This window comes from Paenibacillus sp. FW101-FHT12H11 (assembly GCF_058790355.1).
Genome location: NZ_JBYTCO010000010.1, coordinates 74,518 through 96,193 on the forward strand (window position 1 = coordinate 74,518; position 21,676 = coordinate 96,193).

Here is a 21,676-nt window from a genome sequence, read left to right on the forward strand (position 1 = left end):
GCTAGTCTGCCCTTTTTTTGCAACGTTATGAAAAGCAAAAACCACCTATCTATAGATAAGTGGTTTTTGTGGAAAGCTAGCCGACTTTAATTTGGTTACGCCCACTGTTTTTAGCTTGATACAACGCCATATCCGCCCGATAGAACAAGGATTCAACGCTAATCTTATCCTCTTCCCAGTTCCAATCGGATACCCCGCAGGAAACAGTCACTTGCGGACTGGTTTCCTTAAGAACTCTTGTGCGTATGCGCTCTGCAATGCGAATCGTCTGATCTTTAGCGACTTGAGGCAAGTATACAGCGAGCTCTTCACCGCCCCATCTGGCCGCGATGTCGCTCTCGCGAATACAGGTCTTAATGATTTGACTCACTTGAATCAATATTTTGTCGCCAATTTGATGGCCATGCGTATCATTAATACGTTTGAAATTATCGATATCAACAACGATTAGCGAACCGCAGAAGTCCTTCTTTTGCAGCAAATTCGCTTGCTCATCCAAATAGTGACGCGCATAAAGGCCGGTTAAATTGTCCGTGATAACCATCCGTTTCACTTCCGCATGCAAAGAGGCATTCGTCATGGCTAAACCGATATGTCCGGAAAGCACTTGCAATAATTTGTAGTTATCGTAGGAAAAGAAATTCGGCTTGTTATGCGCCACGAGAATGACACCCTCTACACGGCCGTTCACTAAAATAGGCGATCCGATGAGCGATCTAGCGTTGCTTAAATGCATGAATTTCGACTTCACCTTATTGGTTGCCAGATAATCTGATATGATAACAGCTTCTTTCGTCCTCCAAATTTGCCCGGAGAAGCCCTGGTCCATCGTAAAAGTCTCATGGAACAACGCAGGCAAGTTCGTGGCTTGCAGAATTAGTTTGTCCGAATCTTGATCCGTTTGCAGAATGCAGCAAAAATCGGCTCCAAAGATGCTTAAAATCTCACTAGAAGCCGAGCTGAAAATTTCGTTCAACCGCAAGCTCTGGTTAAGTTGCTTGGTAATTTCATTAATTAAGCGAAGCTCATTAATCATGACGTTCGACTGCTCATACAGCTTCGCATTCTCGAATGCCGAACCCGCCGTATCGGCGAGCATTGAAATAAATTGCAAATCGGCGGCATGAATCAAATCATGCTCAAATTGCATATATAAAACGCCGTACACACCCTGCTTACCGGATAATGGCGCCGCTACTTTCCCTGTACTTGGCCCTTCGCTGCCCTTCGTCGGCTCAAAGACCACGGTGCTTTCCATAAAGGCGCGCGTACAAATGTCATTCTCAATACTTTGAAAATTCAAGGGCTTAACGGACAGATTCGTTGAATCATTATCTTGCGAGAGCAGCAGATCGACTTGAATATGCGGGTACACGCGGTACATACATTCAATTGCCTCCGTCAGCACCGAGTCAACATCAATTTTGGCATGCAGCTTTTTAGAGGCTTCAAACAAGATGTCATGCTTTTTAAAATCAAGCTCTCTTTGCTGATTTTGCAGCAACAGTTGGTCATATTGTCGACGATCCTCAATGCTTTGTACACAGCTATGAAAGGATATCGACAAGGTGTAAAGCAATTGAATAAGTCCATTAGTCTCTGTAAGGAAATGGGAGAATAGTCCCAGATAGGCAATGGGTTGTTTTTGTGAGTCAAAGACCGGAATGGCGGCAGCATACATCGAACTCTGCCTTGAAACATCCAGTTCTTCGCCAGACATCACATGTAATCGAGGAATGGCTAAACACTTGGCTAGAGGATTCTCCTCTCGTTCAGCAAAGTTCCAAGACACTCCTGTCTGCGAGTATTCCTCCATAAACGGGGCGTTATTTAAACAAGCGTTAATGACAAGAAGATCCCTATTTACGCACAACAATGCGGTTTGATGCGGTAGCATCGCTTGTCCAAATTGATAAACCCAATACTCAAATGCATCTTGCAGCGCTTGATCCGTATTGAATTCTCCATAGGAAAAGTTGCTAGGAAGAACAAGTCCTTGCCGAAGAAACTCTTCGAAGTGCTCTGCCGAACTATGTTGTTTCATACTACGAAGCGGTTCACTCATAGGCTCTCCTCACTAACAAACTATAGTTCTTTTGATCCAGGCTAACATGTTACCTCATTTATCATACTATTTTTCGACTGTTATTGCACGATATTTTAGATTTGCTCTGACGGATTGAGACTTGACACTTGCCCCGCTTTTTAATAAAATTAGAAGTCGAGTAACAACATGATTTCGGTGAATGCCATTTGTGATCACCCTCACTGCTTTTGCTCCTGCCAAGACAGCGGCTGAACTACTCTTGTCAGGGAATCACATTATGATTCGTAAGCAAAACCAGGCACTTGTCTTCACCCTGACATCTAGATGCTATCTACTAAACTATTTGTTAAAAAGAAGGAGTTTTTCCTAAATGTCACGTTATACAGGACCTAAGTTCAAATTAAGCCGCCGCGTTGGTATCTCTTTAAGTGGTAACGGCAAAGACATGAAACGCCCATTCCCTCCAGGTCAACACGGCCCAGGACAACGTAAAAAAATGAGCGGTTACGGCGTTCAATTAAATGAAAAACAAAAACTTCGTCACATGTACGGCTTGAACGAGAAGCAATTCCGCAACTTGTTCGACAAAGCTTCCAAACTTAAAGGTATCGCCGGTGAGAACTTCATGATCTTGCTTGAGAGCCGTTTGGACAACTTGGTTTACCGTCTTGGTCTTTCCAACTCCCGTGCAGGCGCGCGTCAACTCGTTTCTCACGGTCACGTAACTGTAAATGGCAAAAAAGTAGATATCGCTTCTTACATCGTATCCACTGGTGACGTTATCGCTCTTCGCGAAAGAAGCAAAGGCCTTTCCGCTGTGAAAGAAGCTCTTGCTAACCGTAACCACCTGCCAACTTACCTTGAGTTCAACGATGCAGCAGTAGAAGGCAAATACATCCGTTTGCCAGAGCGCGCTGAGCTTCCTCAAGAAATTGACGAGAAACAAATCGTCGAGTTCTACAGCCGTTAATAAAAGCAAACCCCTTAGGGAATTCCCTAAGGGGTTTATTTTATTTAAACTGAGCCAGATAGTAGTTCTTTTTGCCGCGGCGAATAACGATGTAAGACTCACCGAGTCTGCCCAAGTCCTTGGCAACCGCATCAAGCTCTGTTATTTTGACCCCGTTAACCGTCACAGCGCCGCTTTCAATATCTTGACGAGCTTGGCGTTTGGACGGTGCAGCCCCTACAGCAATAAGCAGATCCACCAAAGGCATATCCTCTTGTTCTAGTGTCGAAGACGGAACATCCTTAAAGGCTTCCTCGATCTCTGTACGAGATAGTTCCTGGATATTGCCACTGAATAATGCCGCTGTAATATTAAGCGCGCTCTCAAGCGCGTCTCCCCCGTGAACAAGCTTCGTAACTTCACGAGCAAGCAATTTCTGCGCTTCTCTTTTCTCCGGCTGAGTTTGGACCTCGACTTCCAATTGCTCAATTTCTTCGTGGCTGATGAACGTGAAATACTTCAGGAAGCGAATAACATCGTTGTCCGCCGTACCCAACCAGAACTGGTAGAACTGGTAAGGGGATGTTTTGCTTGCATCCAGCCAAATCGCTCCGCCTTCTGTTTTACCGAACTTTTGTCCGTCACTTTTGGTCACAAGCGGCAAGGTTACGCCGTAAGCTCTGCTCTCCGTTGTTTTGCCAATAAGCTCAAGACCGGCTGTGATATTGCCCCACTGGTCACTTCCACCGATCTGCAAGGAACAATTTTTCGTTTCGTTCAGTTTCAAGAAGTCGTAGGATTGCAGAATCATGTAACTGAATTCCGTAAAAGAAATACCTTTTGTGATCCTGGAATCAACGGAATCCTTCGCCAGCATGTAGTTCACTGTGAAGTTTTTACCTACATCGCGCAAGAATTCGATCACATTCAAAGACCCGAGCCAATCATAGTTGTTGACTAACTCCGCGCTATTTTCGATGTCCGATGAAAAGTCCAAAAATCTCGATAGCTGACCTTTAATGCTTTGAGACCATGCTTCTACGGTTTCTGGCCCGTTCAGGGTTCTCTCATTCGCTTTACCGCTAGGGTCTCCAATCAAGCCAGTGCCTCCCCCTACGAGCGCTAGAGGAATGTGACCCGCTAATTGAAAGCGGCGCAATGTCAAAATAGGCAGCAAACTGCCGATGTGCAGGCTATCCGCTGTCGGGTCAAACCCGCAATACAAAACGACTCGCTCTTCGCTTAACTTCTTGTCCAAGCCCTCGCGGTCTGTAATTTGATGAAGCAATCCACGAAACTCCAAATCCTTCAAAATCGACATGTTCATCCATCTCCTTTGTTATGTGGGCATACAAAAAAGCCTTCTTATCCACAAGGGACGAGAAGACTTGACTCGCGGTACCACCCTAATTAAAACAGCAGTTACGTACATCTATAGGAACAACGCCCGTGTACGGCTAACTATTTTCACTCAAGAACCTGTAACGGGGTTTAATCGGCAAACACTACTAATGCAGCTTCTGTTGCTGCAAGTTCCCATTTACTGCTCCAGACCGTAATTCACTAACCTGCAGGTACCGGTTCGCACCCTCCACCGGCTCTCTGAAAGCATCCACAAGCTACCTACTGCTGATCTATCTACGCATTTGATTCAATTTATATCATAGATTTCCGGCCATTGTCAAACCATGCAACCACCTTTCTTCGACACATCATTACCGCTGGGAGGGCAATTATGGTATACTATTAGGGTTCATGTAAGGAGGATATTGGAACTTATGCGCAATTTTTTCGCCAAAATCAATCGCCCTTGGGTAAGAACGACATTCAAAGTAATCGGGATTACGTTAAAATGGACGCTCATTTCTGCCTTTTTAGCAGGAATCGTGGGCGGCTCCGCGGCATTTGGATATGTCAGTGCACTGGTTAAAAAAGATCCTGTCCGCAGCGAGGAAGAAATTCGCCAGCAGATGCAGGAAAACGCAATAACCGGCTTCGCTTACTTCAATGACGACACGGTCATTGGACAATTGCGAACCGAGGAAGACCGGCGTCTCGCTCAATTGGATGATATTCCGCAAGTATTGTTAGATGCTGTTCTTTCCATTGAAGACAAAGACTTTAACGAGCATCACGGAATTGATTTCCGCGGACTTTACCGGGCAGTCACCCAAAAGCTGCTGAATGAAGAAGTCCAAACCGGAGGAAGTACGATTACGCAGCAGCTCGCCAGACGGGTATTCTTAACATTGGATCGAGATGATGGCCGTAAAGCAAGAGAATTGCTGCTTGCTCTGCGAATGGAACGCCTGATGTCCAAAGATGAGATTTTGCTCGCCTATCTGAACAAAATCCCTTATGGAAACGGCTCAACCGGTTACAACCTATACGGGATTAAAGCGGCTGCCAAAGGTCTGTTCGATATTGATGATCTGAACAAGCTAAACGTAGCCCAAGCCGCCTATCTGGCTGGACTGCCGCAATCCCCTTCTCAGTACTCGGCATTCACAAGCAAACCGGAGTTTGATGAAGATGGCTTCAAAAAGGCTGTTACCAGGCAACAGCTTGTACTGAAACGGATGCTCGAAGAAAAGAAAATAACGAACGAGCAATATCAAGCCGCTCTCAAGTTTGATCTGAAAGGATCTATGCCGTCTGCCGCTCAAAAAGCGTATACGACTTATCCGTATCTGATGATTGAGACGGAACAGGAAGCAGCCGAGATTTTGCTGAAAATTCAAAAGCCAGACCTTGATCCTACCAAAAATCAAGCCGCTTATAATGAAGCTTTAAAAGGCATACATACTCAGCTGCTGCGCGGTGGTTATCAAATTTACACCACGATCGACAAAACGATTTATGATTCCATGCACGAAATCTCAAGCAACGATAAGAACTTTGCACCAAACGATGAGAAAAAAGGCATTGAGCAAGTCGGCGCGATCATGATCGATTCCAAGTCAGGCGCCATTAAGGGAATGATCGAGGGTCGGAACTTCTTCGACGAACAGCTGAATCACGCTACACAAGCGTATAGACAGCCGGGTTCAACGATGAAGCCCATCGCCGCATACATTCCAGCTTTAGAAAAAGGAGCCATTCAACCGGCAAGTATTGTGGATGATATTCCGATCATTCTCAAAGACGGCGTCAAAGGTTTCCATCTGCCTGAGAACTGGGATCACAAGTTCCACGGATTAATGACAGCCAGAAAAGCATTGAACCAGTCTTACAATATCCCTGCCATCGATATCTTTTTGAATAAAGTCGGTATTAACGACGCCTGGGATTTTGCGAAAAAGCTGGGGATTACCTCTATTCAAAAAGAAGATTATTACGCCCAAACCGGTGTAATCGGCGGATTAAGCCGCGGTACTTCCGTCAGAGAGCTGACTGGAGCCTACGCTTCTATCCCAAACAAGGGACAATACAATGAAACATTCATGATTCGCGAAATCAAAGATTCGAACGGTCAAACGATTTATTCTCATGATCAGAAGCCAACACAGGTCTACTCCCCACAAAGTGCGTATCTGATTACGGATATGATGAAAACGGTAATTAGCCAGGGTACCGCTACTGACCTAATGAAAAAGTATAAATCTTACGGCAAAATCGAGATTTCAGGTAAAACAGGCTCTACACAAGATGATGCTGATGCATGGTTCATGGGCTTTACACCGGATATTACGGTCGGCGTTTGGATTGGCTATGACCAACCCATCAATAAGCTCTCTTCCAAAACGCTGCAAACGAATCACGCCAAAGACGTCTGGGCCTTAATCATGAATAAAACGATCGAACAGAAGCCAGAACTCTTCCCTACCAAAACGTTCGCCAAACCTGATGGTATCGTATCGGCTACTGTATCCAGCTTATCTGGCAAACTGCCAAGCGAATTAACAACAAGTTCGAATCTTCAAGTGACTGATATTTTCAACAAGAAATACGTGCCTACGGAAGTCGACAATGTCATGGTGCGGATGAAAATCAGCTCCTATAACGGCTTGAACTACATCGCACAGGATCAAACACCGATCGATTTCGTTCAAGAAAAAACGGTTATTAAACGCCAGAAATCGATTTCCCAATTGCTCAAAGAAGTTCAAGACGCACTGAACAAGCTTCCTGAGAAAAGCAGAAAGCCGATCGATAATTACAAACCGACCGATTATGATGACGATGCGCCTTCCGAAACCGATCCAAGGGTTGATGACGGCAAAGAGCCAAGTGCTCCAACGAATATAACAGCAACAAAGTCCGGAGAAACGGTCTCCATCGCCTTCCAGCCAAGTTCGAACCCGGATATAGTCGGTTATCGCATTTATCGTTCGGATAACCGCGGCAAGTTCCAACTATTAGGCGGCAAAGTTGTTTTAGCCGGTGCGGATTCGAAATTTGTTGATACGATCCCTGCATCAAGCTTAATGGGATACTATGTGACGGCTGTTGATGTTGTCGGTAAAGAGTCACCACCAAGCCGTTCAGCCTATACCGACGGAAGCTCGCTTGATTCGCTATTTGTCCCATCCGATGATGGCACGCAGATCCCAGGTGCCCCAGGTGCATCCACGCCGCCTACTGGCGCAACTGAACCGCCAAACACGACTGCGAAGGATTCACCAGGCGCTCCGACCGGACTTAAAGCCAAAGCAGACGGAGCAGGCATTGTGCTCACTTGGAAAGCAAATGCTGCGAAAGAAAAAGTCAAAAAATATAACGTCTACTATAGCAACAAGGAAAAAGGCACCTACTCCAAACTTGGAACGGTAGAAGGCGGAACAGAGTTTCATTATTATGCAGCAGCTTACAATGGCTTCTACAAAGTAACGGCTGTCAGTGACTCAGGCGAGTCCAAAGCATCTGCCTCCATTGCCTATAATGACTAAAAAAAGAACCTAGTGATGATAATCATCACTAGGTTCTTTTTCAGTTCGTCGTTCAATTCATTCTAGTCTTCAATCGTGGATAAGTCGCCTGTTGGGAGATTGAGCTCCCAAGCTTTGAGGACACGGCGCATAATTTTGCCGCTCCGCGTCTTCGGCAGCTTGTCTTTGAATTCAATTTCACGAGGTGCAGCATGGGCGGAAAGCCCTTCTTTGACAAATTTGGAAATGTCCGCTTTCAGCTCATCGGATGGTGTGAAACCTTCACGCAGCGCTATAAACGCTTTGATGATTTCGCCGCGCATCGGATCAGGTTTGCCAATGACCCCTGCTTCTGCAACCGCAGGATGCTCAACAAGCTTGCTTTCAACCTCGAATGGACCTACCCGCTCTCCAGCTGTGTTGATAACATCATCAACGCGTCCTTGGAACCAGAAGTACCCTTCTTCATCTTGATAAGCCGAATCACCGGAAACGTACCAGCCCGTTAAACGGAAGTATTCTTCATATTTGGCTGGATTGTTCCAAATTTTGCGCATCATGGACGGCCAAGGTGTCTTGATCGCCAGGTTGCCCATCCGGTTCGGAGGCAAGACGTTCCCCGCATCGTCGATAATAGCCGCTTCAACGCCCGGAATCGGACGTCCCATGGAGCCAGGCTTGATCGTCATGGAAGGATAGTTACAGATGAGCTGTCCGCCTGTTTCCGTCATCCACCATGTGTCATGAATACGTTGGTTGTACACTTTCAATCCCCATCGAACAACTTCAGGGTTTAACGGCTCACCAACGCTCAGCACGTGGCGAAGCGACGAAAGATCGAATCCGGAAACAACATCATCGCCTGCTCCCATTAACATACGGAAAGCTGTCGGTGCGCTGTACCAAACGGTTACTTTATATTTTTGCAGCGTGTTGTACCAATCCTGAGGACTGAAGCGTCCACCACGGATGACATTCGTAGCCCCATTCAGCCACGGAGCAAAAATGCCGTAAGAAGTTCCTGTAACCCAACCTGGATCGGCTGTACACCAGTAAATGTCATCTTCTTGGAGATCCAGAACGATATTACCTGTATAGTAATGTTGAATCATGGCATTCTGTACATGGAAAACACCTTTCGGTTTGCCAGTTGAACCCGATGTATAATGAATAATGAGTCCATCCTCACGATCCAGCCACTCGATTTCAAGCTCAGAAGAAGCCGTTTCCATCTCTTTGTAGAAGTCAACATGACCTTCAGCAGGCTCCACATTTTCACCAACAACAATGATGTGCTTCAGATGAGGAAGTTCGCTCGAAGGAACCCGGGAAAGCAAGCTTGGCGTCGTCACAATGGCAACAGCTTCACTGTCTTCCAGACGATCTTTCACGGCTGTTTCCATAAAAGCTTCAAACAATGGCCCTACAACAGCCCCTACTTTCAACGTTCCTAGCAACGCATAGTACAGCTCAGGCGTACGTGGCATGAAAATAAATACGCGTTCACCTTTGCCGATGCCAAGACCACGAAGCACATTACCGAACTGATTGGATCTGTCTTTCATCTGTCCAAATGTTACGGCCTCTTCTCTTTGGTTGTCGCTGTAATAGAGCGCAACTTTATCCTTCTTCGACGATTCAGCATGGCGGTCAATAGCTTCATAAGCCATATTCACTTTGCCTGTTTCGTACCAGGAAAAGCTCTTTTCGATCTCTTTCCAGTCAAAATTGGCGTGTGTTTCCTCATAATTTTTCATGTTAGGATTAGTAGCTACCGCTTCAACGAGTTCAACTTTCATTTGATCCATGTACGTAAAACCCTCCTCACGAGATAAACCGCTTTCATTTTACTGATGTTTTCGAGCAAAATGTGATCGATTTTTGACATATTCTATTATATCACACGGAGAATTTTTCGCCTACGCCTAAGTTCAGCTTTTATTTGCAAATAAAATTTGGTATAAAGGGACTATGACCTAACCGAGAAGGAATCACTCATATCATGCTGTTTTTCAAAAGGAGAGCTAAGGTTATGCAGCATACCAAAATATATCACTCATTTCGCTTGCGAACGGCTCCCGATCAACCAGAAATTATGATAGAAGGTCCTGTTTCTGCTGACAGCTTGCAAAATCTCACAATGCATAGCAAATTAGATGCCTTCCGCAGACCCAAGGAACAACTGGAAGCACTAATTGAAATTGCCGGATTACCAGAAGGCCGGATTATCATTGCCAGAGATGGCGCTACCATTGTCGGCTATGTCACCTTCCATTATCCAGACGAAATCGAGCGGTGGTCACAAGGAAATATGCAGGATTTAATAGAGCTCGGTGCCATAGAAGTTGCGGATGACTATCGCACCATGGGGCTCGGCAAACGTATGATTCGCCTTGCTTTCGAAGACGAGCAGATGGAGAATGTCATATGCTTCACCACGGAGTATTATTGGCATTGGGACTTGGAAAATAGCAAGCTCACCGTCTGGGAGTACAGGCAAATGATGGAGAAGTTGATGAAAAGCGTCGATATGATCTGGTTCGCTACGGATGATCCTGAGATCTGTTCGCACCCGGCCAACTGTCTAATGGTTCGTATAGGCAAGCAAGTGCCTATATCTTCTGTGGAACAGTTTGATCGTATTCGTTTTCAACAGCGCTTCATGTACTAAAGGTACAAACAAAGGTAAAGGTAAATCCGTCTTTGGATTTCTAGGACTTCAAGCAAGCATGTTAGCTCATTCGGGGGAATGTGGGATATGAACAAGAAGGCATCAAATCCTGTCTTTATCTATGATGACGAAGAGATTCACTATAAATTTAATGAAGATCATCCCTTTAATCAAGACCGTCTTGTGATGACGGTCGACTTACTGCGCAAAGCCGGTGCGCTCCCAGACAACGCGCTGTGGGCGCCTCGCTTCGCTACAGACAGCGAACTGCTTCGGGTTCACGCCCCGGCTTACATCGAAGCTGTGAAAGCGCTTAGCGCTCCCGTGCCGGAGGAACGATGGGTCAAAGAAGCGGCACGCTTCGGACTCGATACCGATGACACGCCATTTTTCCCGGGCATGCACGACGTCACGGCGAAAATTGTTGGCGGTTCCATTACCGCAGCGGAGCTGGTGATGTCCGGCCAAGCCCCGCATGCGCTGCATCTGGGCGGCGGGCTGCATCACGCGCTGCAAAGCAAGGGCGCGGGCTTCTGTGTCTACAACGACGCTTCAGTGGCGATTGCGCACGCCAAAGAGACGTACGGCGCGAAGGTGCTGTACGTTGACACGGACGTGCATCATGGGGATGGCGTGCAGTGGAGCTTCTACGCCGATCCCCAGGTATGCACGTTATCCATTCATGAGACGGGGAAATTTCTGTTCCCCGGCACAGGAGCCGTGAACGAACGCGGAGAAGGCGACGCGTTCGGAACAAGCATTAACGTCCCGGTGGAACCTTACACCGAGGATGAATCGTGGCTGGAATGCTTCGGCGAGGTGCTGACCGAGACGATCGCCCGCTTCCAGCCGGACGTCATTATCTCGCAGCATGGGTGCGATGCCCATGCTTTCGACCCGCTCGCGCATGTGCACTGCTCCATGCGCGTGTACAAGGCTATGCCCGAGCTGATTCACTCCCTTGCGCACCAATGGTGCGAAGGGCGGTGGGTTGCGCTCGGGGGCGGCGGGTACGACATCTGGCGTGTCGTACCACGGGCTTGGAGCCTGCTCTGGCTCGTGATGAGCGAGCAGGCGGTTATCGCCCAGCTGGCGGCGCAGCCGCAGCTGAGGCTTCCCCAGGCGTGGCTGGACGCCTGGCAGAGCAAAAGCCCGGTCCAGCTCGTGGATACGTGGCTGGACCCTGTGGATGCTTGGGCGCCGATTCCGAGGCGCCAGGTCATTACAGAAAAGAATCGGCAAACGAAGGATCTCTCGATGATGTATTTGAAGTAGGCGGCCTACAAAAAAAGAGTTAAGCATGTTATGCATGCCTAACTCTTTTTTCATGTTCTCACTTACAGCTGCTTCACAATTTCCTCAACCATTTTATAAGAATTCTCAGATGCTTGGACCGTGAATTCCGCAAAGTTCACATGAGCGGAGCCATCCGCTTTATCAGACATCGAGCGAAGCACGACGTATGGGATAACATTCATGGAACAAACCTGTGCAACGGATGCTCCTTCCATTTCCACACAAACGCCGCCAAGCTCCGAATTAAGGCTAGCTACTACTTCACGGCTAGCAATGAACTGGTCGCCGGAGAGCACTCTCCCCTTTTTTACTTTACCTGCAAAAAGTTTCTCGCCTGAAGCAACGGCCAAATCCACCAGCTTGCTATCCGCTTCAAAAACAGATTTCGCTTCATAAGGAATGATGCCTCGGGCGAAACCAAGCGGTGTAACATCCATGTCGTGCTGCATGCATTCGCTGGAAACAACAAGATCACCGATATTCAGTTCCGGATCCAATGCACCCGCAACACCTGTGAAAATGACGGCTTCAACACCAAATTTATCGATTAGAATTTGCGTGGTTACAGCAGCGTTAACCTTGCCTACGCCAGTGCGGCATACGACGACTTCCTTGCCAAAATACGTCCCTTCTCTGAAGGTAATTCCCGCTTTCACGGTTTCACGCACATCCGACATATGCGCTACAAGCAGTTCAATTTCTTCATTCATCGCACCGATTAGTGCAAGTTTATTCCATGTCATTTCATCGATCCTCATTTCAATTATGTATAAAGGAGAAAACCTCTAAGCGCGTCATCCTCGAAAGGAAGAGCTCACTTAGAGGCTTAAGTTCACTAGGATTGTGTAACAGAGTTACGATAGATCACTTCATGCGGCAAAATGACCTGCATATTATCCGTTGATTCCTTGTTCATCAACTTCGTCAGAAGACGCATCGATACCGCTCCGATATCATACATCGGTTGAGCGACTGTCGTAAGCGTCGGTCTTACCATGGAAGCCATGCGAATGTTATCCACACTGATTACGGCGATATCTTGCGGTACTTTGAGCCCGCTATCTTGAATCGTGTGAATGGCGCCAATCGCCATCTCGTCTGTTGCCGAAAAAATGGCAGTTGGACGTGGGGAAAGCTCCAAGAAATATTTGACAGCGTCGACACTGGATTCATATCGGTAGTTCCCGATACGAACATACTCGTCGCGCAGCTCAATTCCTGCTGCATCGAGCGCTTTCTTGTACCCTTGATAACGGGCGAATCCATTCGCCGGATCTTGCAAGGTTCCGGAAATCATCGCAATGTCGCGGTGTCCCGCTGCGATTAATACATTAACGGCATCGAATGCAGCTTTCTCGTGGTCAATATCGACGGAAGGCATCGTTTGTGCCTCATCCTTCGTTCCACATAAGACAACAGGAACGGAAGATGTACGGAATGCTTGAATGTGATCTTCTGTCACGACGCCACCCATGAAGAGCAAGCCATCGACTTGTTTTTCCAATAGTGTGTTGATGACGCGAATTTCTTTTTCCTTCTTCTTGTCGGCATTACACAAAATAATATTGTAGTGATACATATTCGCAATATCTTCAATTCCGCGCGCTACTTCTGCGAAAATTGAGTTTGAAATATCGGGAATGACGACACCAACGGTTGTCGTTTTCTTACTTGCCAAACCTCTTGCTACCGCATTAGGGCGATAACCGAGACGTTCAATGGCTTCAAATACTTTCTTACGTGTTTGCGGCTTTACGTTCGGATTGTTGTTTACAACCCGTGAAACGGTTGCCATGGATACGCCTGCTTCTCTTGCTACATCATAAATGGTTACGGTCACGGTTACTCTCTCCATTTTCAAAAGTATTCTGCGAGCCTAGTATATTACCGTTATGATACGACAAATTAATCCATCTTGCAATGAAAAATGAAAATACTTTGAAAATAATTTCATTTTGTTTTCAAAAGGTACACAAATATGTACAAAAGCCAATCCATAAGGGATTGGCCGCATGCTGCTTATGTCGAAATTGCGCTCTGTGTGATTTGAGATAAGCGTTTGCGAATTTCTTCGGTCCACGGCTCGTCACCTAGCGATTGTGCCAGCAGTAAGATGTCCAGAAGCTCATTTATACGTTCTTCAACAATCTTTTCCATGGAATCATTCATATGTTCTTTCTCAGTTACCTTGAGCAGCAAGAAAGCTACTTCCGATAGCTCATGAAAAAACAGCTGCTGCTTCTCAGGCTTACTCCCCAGCTTGCCGATTAAACCGGTAAGCTCGGGTTTAACATGAGGAACAACTTCACTGCGTCCACAAGCCTCACATGAATAAATAGGTACATTTTCAATATCGACTTTACTTTGATAAATAACCGTACGCAGACGAAGGTTCATCGTGCGTCCGCACTTACAAAACTTTTGCATTCTAACACTCCTTCACTGGCAGGCGGCATGAACATGAATTTCTTGTAATAAAGATATTCTACGATTCTATACGATTTCCTGCCGAAAAGAGAGTAGTAGTTTTTGCCACGAATGGAAGTGTCAAGTTACTTTTCCTGATGTTTATGGAATTGCACCAGCTCGTCCACAAAACGTTTGGAAAATGCCGGTAGATCTGGCGGGCGACGCCCTGAGATGATATTACGGTCGACCACGACCTCTTCATCGACCCAAGTAGCACCTGCATTTTCAAGATCATCGCGAATGCCTGGCGTGGAGGTCATGGTATAGCCATTTACGATTTTCGCTGAAATAAGCACCCAGCCAGCATGACAGATTTGAGCAATCGGCTTCACCGCGGCATGAAACTCCTGCGTAAGGCGGAGCACATCCGGATAACGGCGTAATTTATCAGGAGCCCAGCCTCCTGGCACATAAAGACCGATATAATCTGAGGACTGCACTTCATCAAAGGCAAAATCCGTTGTGATCGGGACGCCATATTTGCCATGATAAACCGTTTTCGCTTTTGGTCCGACGATATCTACGACAACACCCGCTTCACGCAAACGTAAAACGGGATACCACATCTCCAAATCTTCGAACTCTTCATCAACAAATGCCAATACTTTCGTACCCTTCAATTCCATACTAAGTACCTCCCACAATGGATTCTGTCTGTTCGGTTTGTGCTAACAGCTCTATGATTTCATCGCTGGTTTTGCAAACTAAAATTTCATTTACCAACTGCTTGCATTTCTTAGCGTCACTGCTTAATAAGCGGTGTTTGACTTGCAAAATCGTTTGCACTGATATGCTCAATTCTTCAATGCCTAGACCTAACCAAATAGGAAGCGCTCGGACGTCTCCCGCCATTTCTCCGCAGACGCCGACAGGAATGCCAACACTTTTGCCAGCATCAATCACATGTTTAAGAAGTCTGATAACAGCCGGATGATAAGGATTATATAAGTGCGCAATATTTTCGTTCATCCTGTCTACAGCAAGTACATATTGAACGAGATCGTTGGTGCCGATACTCATAAAATTCACTTCACTGGCAAGGACGTCTGCAATAAGAGCCGCTGCTGGTACTTCAATGGTTAATCCTACTTCAATTTGGGCATTGTAAGGAACCCCTTGGGCACTGAGTTCAGCTTTCGCCTTCTCCAGAAGGGCTTTGGCTTGACGCACCTCACCGAGCGAAGTGACCATTGGATACATGATTTTCACGTTCCCATAATGACTTGCTCTAAGGATAGCTTTTAACTGTGTCATAAAAAGATCTTTACGATCCAGTGAGATTCGAATGGCCCTGTATCCAAGGAACGGATTATCTTCTTTGGCAAGCGGCATGTAATCCAGCTTTTTGTCTCCGCCAATATCCAAGGTTCGGATAACAATAGGGCGGCCCTTTAATTGTTTGGCAGCGTGACGATAGACTTCAAACTGTTCATCCTCACCAGGCAGTGAATCGCGGTCCATGTATAGATACTCCGTACGGAACAAACCGACTCCAGATGCCCCGTTGCGTAGAACCTGATCGATCTCCATAACCGAGTTAATGTTGGCATGAAGATTCACATAGCTATTGTCCACAGTGACGGGCGCAACATCTGCGATTTCCTGCAGACTCTCTTTGAATTCCAGCCAATTCTTTTTGCGAGCCTGGTAACGCTCAATCGTGATCTTGTCCGGATTGATATACAAGGTGCCCTCTTGACCGTCAATAATCAAGAAATCGCCATTTTGAATCGGACGCAGGAGCTTCCCTTCCAAGCCTAAAACATAAGGAACCGACATGGCTCTGGCCATGATCGATACATGCGAATGCGTACCTCCCAGAATGGTTAGAAGCCCTAGCACTTTAGTCGGATCCAGGTGAGCCAATTGCGAAGGTGTAAGCTCTTTAGCGACCAAAATATACGGATGATCGATAGGCGGAACCGTTGAACTGGTATCCCCAAGCAAATGCTTCAGAAGCCTGTTGCCCACATCTTTAATATCCAGCGCGCGTTCCTTCATGTACTCATCATCGATCATGTTGAACATACCGACGAATTTATCGATTACTTCTTTCACCGCAACTTCGGCGGCTTTGTACTGAAGCTCAATAATCCCCTGAATTTCATTCATAAAAATGGGATCTTCCAAAATCGCCAAGTGGGCATCAAAAATGTACGCCTGATCTTGCCCGACGACTTCCTTAATTTCCTGCTTGATTAACTCTAATTCATCTTTAGAAGAGCGGATGCCGTCATACAACCGCTCAAATTCATAAGCCAAATCTGTCACATCGATCATTTTCTCAGGAAAATCCCACTCCCACGTAGGAATGACAAAAGCCTGACCCATTGCTATGCCTGAAGACGCGCCTATCCCTCTGATCATCCGTTCATCCCCCCCGTAGATTTAGTAGGCTTTAAGACGACGGACATCACAGAACCTTGGCCTTTTTTAACAGATTTGAACGGAGCAAAGCTCCAAGACTTAACAAGATCCGGATTTGTAATAATCATCGGTGTCGCCAAAGATGAAGCAAACTTTTTAACTTTATTATAATTAAATTTAACTAACAATTGCCCTGCTTCTACACGATCGCCTTCTTTTACCACAGCATTAAAGCACTTGCCCGGTAAACTTGACGTATCGATACCAATGTGCAGCAAGACCTCTAATCCTTCATCCGTCAAAATGCCCAGGGCATGCATGGTCGGATAAATATGCATAATGGTACCTGCAACAGGCGAGACCAGCTCCCCTTTTTCAGGAATAAACGCAACCCCGTTGCCCACCAATCGCGAGGCGAAAATGCGGTCGGGCACTTCCTCAATAGGAATCATGCGCCCTTGCATCGGCGAAGTAAACAATACCACATGAATATCTTTGCGCAGTACTTTCATAATCTCTTCACGAATTAGCTCTGAGAATGTCCCGAACACGACCTGAACATTGCCTCCTCCAAGACGGATGACGCCTGCAGCTCCTAAATGTCGTAATGCCGTGATGTCAATCAATCGATCATTAACAAGCGTAAGGCGCAATCTGGTAATGCAGGCTTCAATCTTCTTAATATTGTCTTTCCCACCCAAGGCTTGCAAAATTAAAGGTGAGCGATACGGAATATCGCCAGCCCATTCTTCAAGTGAAGAACCTTCTTCCCTGCCTGGCGTCGGGATTTGGAACCGTCTGATCGCCCAACGAAACATGAAGTAATACACCAGTCCATACACGATTCCAATCGGGATTAGCAGTAGACCGTTATGTGATAAATGCAAATTAATAACATAGTCTATGGCGCCTGCCGAATAGGAAAAACCATGTTGAATATGCAGCTCATAGGCCAACCACATGGCTACACCTGATAAAATAGCGTGAATAATGAACAAATAAGGTGCAACAAACAGGAATGCAAACTCAATTGGCTCCGTGACACCTGTCAAAAAAGAGGCTAGCGCCGCTGTTAGAAATGTAGCCTTAATCTTCGGCTTCAAATCCTCACGCGCTTCCCCAATGATGGCAAATGCAATGGCAGGAAGCGCAAACATCATGATGGGGTATAGACCGGCCATATACATCCCAGCCGTAGGATCACCGGCAAAAAAACGTGGTAAATCCCCGTAAGCCATCTGCCCTGACGGTGTTTTGTAAGCTCCCACTTGAAACCAAAAAAAGTTATTCAAAATATGGTGCAGACCTGACGGCACTAACAATCGATGTGCAATACCGTAAATAAATGCACCAAACCCGCCAAGGCCGAGCAGCCAATTCGAAAGCTTCCCCATCACATCTTCCAAAAACGGTCCTATCACAATCATGATATAGGACACAATGAGCGTGCACATCCCCATGATGAGCGGCACCATGCGGGGGCCACCGAAAAATTGTATGTATTCAGGCAGCTTGATCTCTTTGCAGCGATGATAAATAATGGCTGCAAGCAAGCCGATTAAGATCCCGCCCGGTACACCCAATTGAAAATGGGACCCAAGTGAATGTTCGATGAGCCTCGTAAACATAAAATAGCCCAGCATGGCAGACAGTCCGGCGATTCCGGCACTTTCCGTAAGACCGAGCGCCACGCCAACAGCGAATATGATGGGTATATAGTCAAAGACCGTATTCCCTGCTAACAGCAGCATATCCCCAAAGCCGGATGCATGAATCCCATCCCAAGGTAGATTCCCCAGACTAAGCAGCACAGCAGCAATAGGAAGCGCAATGGTGGGCAGCATTAATGAGCGGCCAAGCTGTTGTAAGTTCCCCATCCAGTTCAAACGTATGCTACCTCCTAAAAGTTTTGCTTTAACAAAACCAACATCGTAAGCCAAAGCCCAGTGTTCTCGAAAAAACTTACATGGTAAGCATAAGCCTCTCTTATCAAATCGTATAGCTTGTTTGCCCGTTTGTCAAAACAAAATAAGCAGGTCGAGGATCGACCCGCTTATACATGTTGGAATGCATACGGCAATTAGTACGAAGAATTATTTCCGTATTGCTGCCCCATGCCCGTACTGCTGAAACTTTGGATATACGGTTGTGTGTTTTGCTGTTGGTAGCTTTGATATCCCGCTTGTCCTTGCTGCCCTTGTTGCCCCTGCTGTTGATATCCTTGCTGCGTGCTTTGTTGGAAGGTATAACTCGGTTGGTAGGAGTAGGATTGCGCAGAAGAATTAGCTGAGTCACTACGCAAATAAGCATCATGACCTGGCTGGTTTCCACGGTAATTAGCCGTATGGTAAGCATTAGGCGAAACATAAGTTTGAGCATTAGGCTGCTGATTCATTTGTGAAGAGCTCGTATAGTGGCTCGTAATCGATGGTTGGCTGTAGGAATAGGTCGACGGTTGAGATTGATTAGAAGTGATGGCATTGTTTTGGTTATTCATCCCGTTGTAGGTAGAATAAGCGCTTTGGAAGCTTGATGGTTGGTAATGCGATGACACGGAAGACTCGCTGCGCATATAGTTGTCATTGCCCGTCTGGTTCCCCCGGTAATTCGCCATATGAAAAGACTCCGTGGCAGCATGGCCTTGATTATAGCCCTGATTTTGATTGCTGCCTTGGCTATAGCCTTGACTAAAGCTTTGAGTAGTGCCGCTCGATACCGGTTGCGTGTAAAAGGACTGGACATAACCTACAGGTTGATATTGCTTTTGGTAACCTTGATATTGAGAGGTATTGCTCTGATAGCCTTGTGACGCTTGGTTGCTGTGGGATGCTTGCATACCTTGCGAAGAGTTTCCGAACGATGAGGTACCGTTGTTGTTGAAGTTGTTATACATGTGTGTAAATCCTCCTACATATTTCTATATTTTGGGCACCTTTTGGGAGCCTCTTTTATTCTCTCCGCTCCTCCGTTTTTTATTTATTTTATTTTAAGATCCATGCAAAGTGGTTCAAATGAGAAAACATACTTTCTATACATGTAAGTTGACTAATAGGAAATAAATATGCCATAATTTCTTAGTACCCTATACACTTTACAAGGAGGAATACGGACATGGCCTATGACATTATTATTATTGGAGCAGGACCTGCTGGAGCAAGTGCAGCCTTATTCTCAGCCAAAGCTGGCAAATCAACGCTCGTTATCGACAATGATCAAAGCGTGACAAAACGTGCGTGGATTGAAAATCATTATGGTGTAGATGGCATTACCGGTCCTGATTTAGTCGAAATCGGGAAGAAACAAGCCGCTAAATTCGGTGCTGAATTCGTGCAAGGCAAAGCATCGCAATTGAATCAGGCTGGCGACGGCTTTCAAGTAACAACAGAAAATGGTACATATGAAGGTAAGTATGTCATTCTTGCTACAGGTTTATCCGTTGACCTTGCCGAAGCCTCCGGCATTCAGACAAAGCCAGGTACTGAGCCTCGTATCAAAACGGTTGTCGATGCGGATGCACAAGGTAACACCAGCCTCAAAGGTGTATGGGCAGCTGGCACAATCGCCGGTGTTTCCATGCACACCATTGTTACTGCCGGGGATGGCGCCAAAGTGGCCATTAACGTGATCAGTGAGTTGAATGGCACACGTTATGTCGATCACGATGTATTAAAAGCTTAGGCTTTATCGTAAATAAAACCGCTTCTCTCTCGCCATAACGGTCTGAGAAAAGCGGTTTTTTGTGTTATACCTTAGTTGTTCCGTGGATTGAGAATGGCGTCTTCAACTTTAATGCAACGGTCCATAATGACTTCTAAGCCACCCTCACTTGCGATGCGGGCTGCTTCTTCATTCACGATTTCAAGCTGCAGCCAGAACACTTTGGCTTTAATTTTCACAGCTTCCTCCGCAACGGGAACGACTTGATCCGCCCGGCGGAAAACATTGACGATATCGACAGGCTCCGGAATGTCGGATAACGAAGCATAGCACTTCTCACCCAAAATTTCCGTTGCATTCGGATTGACGGGAATGATTCGGTATCCCCTGCTCTGCATGGCAGCAGCTACCATATAAGATGTGCGATCAGGTTTGTCGGACAGACCTACGACGGCAATATTGCCTGCATTCGCAAGAATTTCCTTAATGTGCTCTCTGGACGGATTTTCAAAAGTCATGCTTAGTACCTCCTATTTTTTCAAGTAAGTGAGGCCTTGCTTCCCCATAGCGGTCCAACTCTCAATAAACTGAGCTTTGTTTACTTGCAGCTGTTTTTTGCCGCTTAGCGGGTCATTCAAGTATACATTATTCTCATCGAATCCGACCAATAATACAGCGTGCTCCGCATAAGTCGTTTGAATCGGGCCAAGCGGCGTGTCCCATGTCACCCATTTGTATGGCAAATTATAATCAATTGTCGTCCAAGTAATGACCGGAATACCGCTTGCCACTTGCTGTTCAAATAGCTCAAAGGACTCACCCGTAATATCGATCGCTTCCGGAATGTAGGACTTTAGCTGTGGGAAAAGACCGGCATGGTAAATGCCGAAGCCCCTTTGCTTTCGGGTAACATCACCTACAAAACCAATGTTCGGGTTCCCCCAATAAGCAGGTGAACCATCTGCATTTAGCTTGATAGGTGTATTATCTTTGGGCATCTCGGATGCAAGTTCCATCTTGCTTTTGGTAATTCCATAGTAATGCAGAAGCATTGTTAAACTCGTTATTTCACAACCTGCAGGCAGTTCAGGCAGTTGAGAAAAAACAGGCGCATCAATCATTGCTGATTTTTTTGTCTGGATTGTCGGTTGTGGCGAAGAAACCTCCGCTGCTTGAACTGGCTCATTTGGCTTAACCGTGGCCACTACAGGATTGGCTGCAAATAATGCCGGCTCTTTCCCGGTAGCTTTGGCATACAGCAGTACAGCAAAAACACTGCTGGCAAACACAAGTCCTGCAACGAGGAAAAATCCAAACGTCACCTTTAACCCCTGCCAAATAATCCTCATGCT

At 46.3% G+C, this 21,676-nt stretch carries 17 protein-coding genes and 1 other annotated feature; of the genes, 5 read left to right on the forward strand and 12 right to left on the reverse strand.

Translation table 11 applies throughout. The features are described 5' to 3' along the window. Window positions 1–76: 76 nt before the first annotated feature. On the reverse strand, window positions 77–2,065 hold the full coding sequence (locus tag AC3WTJ_RS28460; RefSeq protein WP_492524638.1) for a diguanylate cyclase: 1,989 nt from the start codon (window positions 2,063–2,065) through the stop codon (window positions 77–79). 352 nt (window positions 2,066–2,417) lie between these two features. On the opposite strand from AC3WTJ_RS28460, the gene rpsD reads away from it, so the two are divergent. Then, entirely contained in the window at window positions 2,418–3,017 is a 600-nt protein-coding gene (rpsD, locus tag AC3WTJ_RS28465; protein WP_127452159.1) for a 30S ribosomal protein S4, read from the forward strand. A 40-nt stretch (window positions 3,018–3,057) separates the two neighbouring features. Here the strand turns inward: rpsD and tyrS are convergent, their stop codons facing one another. Then, on the reverse strand, window positions 3,058–4,317 hold the full coding sequence (gene tyrS / locus AC3WTJ_RS28470) for a tyrosine--tRNA ligase (protein WP_127452157.1): 1,260 nt from the start codon (window positions 4,315–4,317) through the stop codon (window positions 3,058–3,060). Between the two features lie 50 nt (window positions 4,318–4,367). Further along, window positions 4,368–4,646, reverse strand: a binding site (T-box leader). A 128-nt stretch (window positions 4,647–4,774) separates the two neighbouring features. Here tyrS and AC3WTJ_RS28475 point away from each other — a divergent pair. Beyond that, window positions 4,775–7,885, forward strand: a complete 3,111-nt coding sequence (locus tag AC3WTJ_RS28475; RefSeq protein ID WP_492524639.1) for a transglycosylase domain-containing protein — start codon at window positions 4,775–4,777, stop codon at window positions 7,883–7,885. Window positions 7,886–7,947: 62 nt separating this feature from the next. Here AC3WTJ_RS28475 and acsA read toward each other — a convergent pair whose 3' ends face one another. Beyond that, complete coding sequence (acsA, locus tag AC3WTJ_RS28480; RefSeq protein ID WP_492524640.1) at window positions 7,948–9,672, reverse strand: acetate--CoA ligase; 1,725 nt, start codon at window positions 9,670–9,672, stop codon at window positions 7,948–7,950. Window positions 9,673–9,896: 224 nt separating this feature from the next. On the opposite strand from acsA, the gene AC3WTJ_RS28485 reads away from it, so the two are divergent. Then, window positions 9,897–10,535: a GNAT family N-acetyltransferase gene (locus AC3WTJ_RS28485; protein ID WP_157321418.1), complete on the forward strand. Its 639-nt coding sequence runs from the start codon at window positions 9,897–9,899 to the stop codon at window positions 10,533–10,535. A gap of 87 nt (window positions 10,536–10,622) precedes the next feature. Next, window positions 10,623–11,810 (forward strand): acetoin utilization protein AcuC, encoded by a 1,188-nt coding sequence (locus AC3WTJ_RS28490; RefSeq protein WP_492524641.1) that lies wholly within the window; start codon window positions 10,623–10,625, stop codon window positions 11,808–11,810. Between the two features lie 62 nt (window positions 11,811–11,872). On the opposite strand, the gene AC3WTJ_RS28495 is transcribed toward AC3WTJ_RS28490, so the two are convergent. From AC3WTJ_RS28495 to AC3WTJ_RS28525, 7 genes are all read right to left on the reverse strand, one after another. Then, window positions 11,873–12,574 (reverse strand): 5'-methylthioadenosine/adenosylhomocysteine nucleosidase, encoded by a 702-nt coding sequence (locus AC3WTJ_RS28495; RefSeq protein ID WP_492524642.1) that lies wholly within the window; start codon window positions 12,572–12,574, stop codon window positions 11,873–11,875. Window positions 12,575–12,666: 92 nt separating this feature from the next. After that, a complete protein-coding gene (gene ccpA / locus AC3WTJ_RS28500) occupies window positions 12,667–13,671 on the reverse strand; it encodes a catabolite control protein A (protein WP_127452146.1) in 1,005 nt (334 codons plus the stop codon). Between the two features lie 179 nt (window positions 13,672–13,850). Beyond that, window positions 13,851–14,258: a hypothetical protein gene (locus AC3WTJ_RS28505; protein ID WP_127452144.1), complete on the reverse strand. Its 408-nt coding sequence runs from the start codon at window positions 14,256–14,258 to the stop codon at window positions 13,851–13,853. A 125-nt stretch (window positions 14,259–14,383) separates the two neighbouring features. Further along, complete coding sequence (locus AC3WTJ_RS28510; RefSeq protein WP_407867836.1) at window positions 14,384–14,926, reverse strand: type 1 glutamine amidotransferase domain-containing protein; 543 nt, start codon at window positions 14,924–14,926, stop codon at window positions 14,384–14,386. A 1-nt stretch (window position 14,927) separates the two neighbouring features. Further along, window positions 14,928–16,667, reverse strand: coding sequence for a phosphoenolpyruvate--protein phosphotransferase (gene ptsP, locus AC3WTJ_RS28515; protein WP_127452140.1), 1,740 nt, complete (start codon window positions 16,665–16,667; stop codon window positions 14,928–14,930). Continuing rightward, a complete protein-coding gene (locus AC3WTJ_RS28520) occupies window positions 16,664–18,553 on the reverse strand; it encodes a glucose PTS transporter subunit IIA (protein ID WP_407867837.1) in 1,890 nt (629 codons plus the stop codon). The genes ptsP and AC3WTJ_RS28520 overlap by 4 nt, the downstream gene beginning before the upstream one ends. 194 nt (window positions 18,554–18,747) lie before the next feature. After that, the gene (locus AC3WTJ_RS28525; protein WP_492524643.1) at window positions 18,748–19,560 is read right to left on the reverse strand and encodes a hypothetical protein; all 813 of its coding nucleotides are present in this window, start codon (window positions 19,558–19,560) and stop codon (window positions 18,748–18,750) included. A 218-nt stretch (window positions 19,561–19,778) separates the two neighbouring features. Here AC3WTJ_RS28525 and AC3WTJ_RS28530 point away from each other — a divergent pair, with 218 nt between their 5' ends. Then, window positions 19,779–20,345: an FAD-dependent oxidoreductase gene (locus tag AC3WTJ_RS28530; protein ID WP_492524644.1), complete on the forward strand. Its 567-nt coding sequence runs from the start codon at window positions 19,779–19,781 to the stop codon at window positions 20,343–20,345. 71 nt (window positions 20,346–20,416) lie between these two features. On the opposite strand, the gene AC3WTJ_RS28535 is transcribed toward AC3WTJ_RS28530, so the two are convergent. After that, window positions 20,417–20,842, reverse strand: coding sequence for a CoA-binding protein (locus AC3WTJ_RS28535; protein WP_127452134.1), 426 nt, complete (start codon window positions 20,840–20,842; stop codon window positions 20,417–20,419). Between the two features lie 12 nt (window positions 20,843–20,854). Then, window positions 20,855–21,673, reverse strand: coding sequence for a C39 family peptidase (locus AC3WTJ_RS28540; RefSeq protein ID WP_492524645.1), 819 nt, complete (start codon window positions 21,671–21,673; stop codon window positions 20,855–20,857). Window positions 21,674–21,676: the final 3 nt, after the last annotated feature.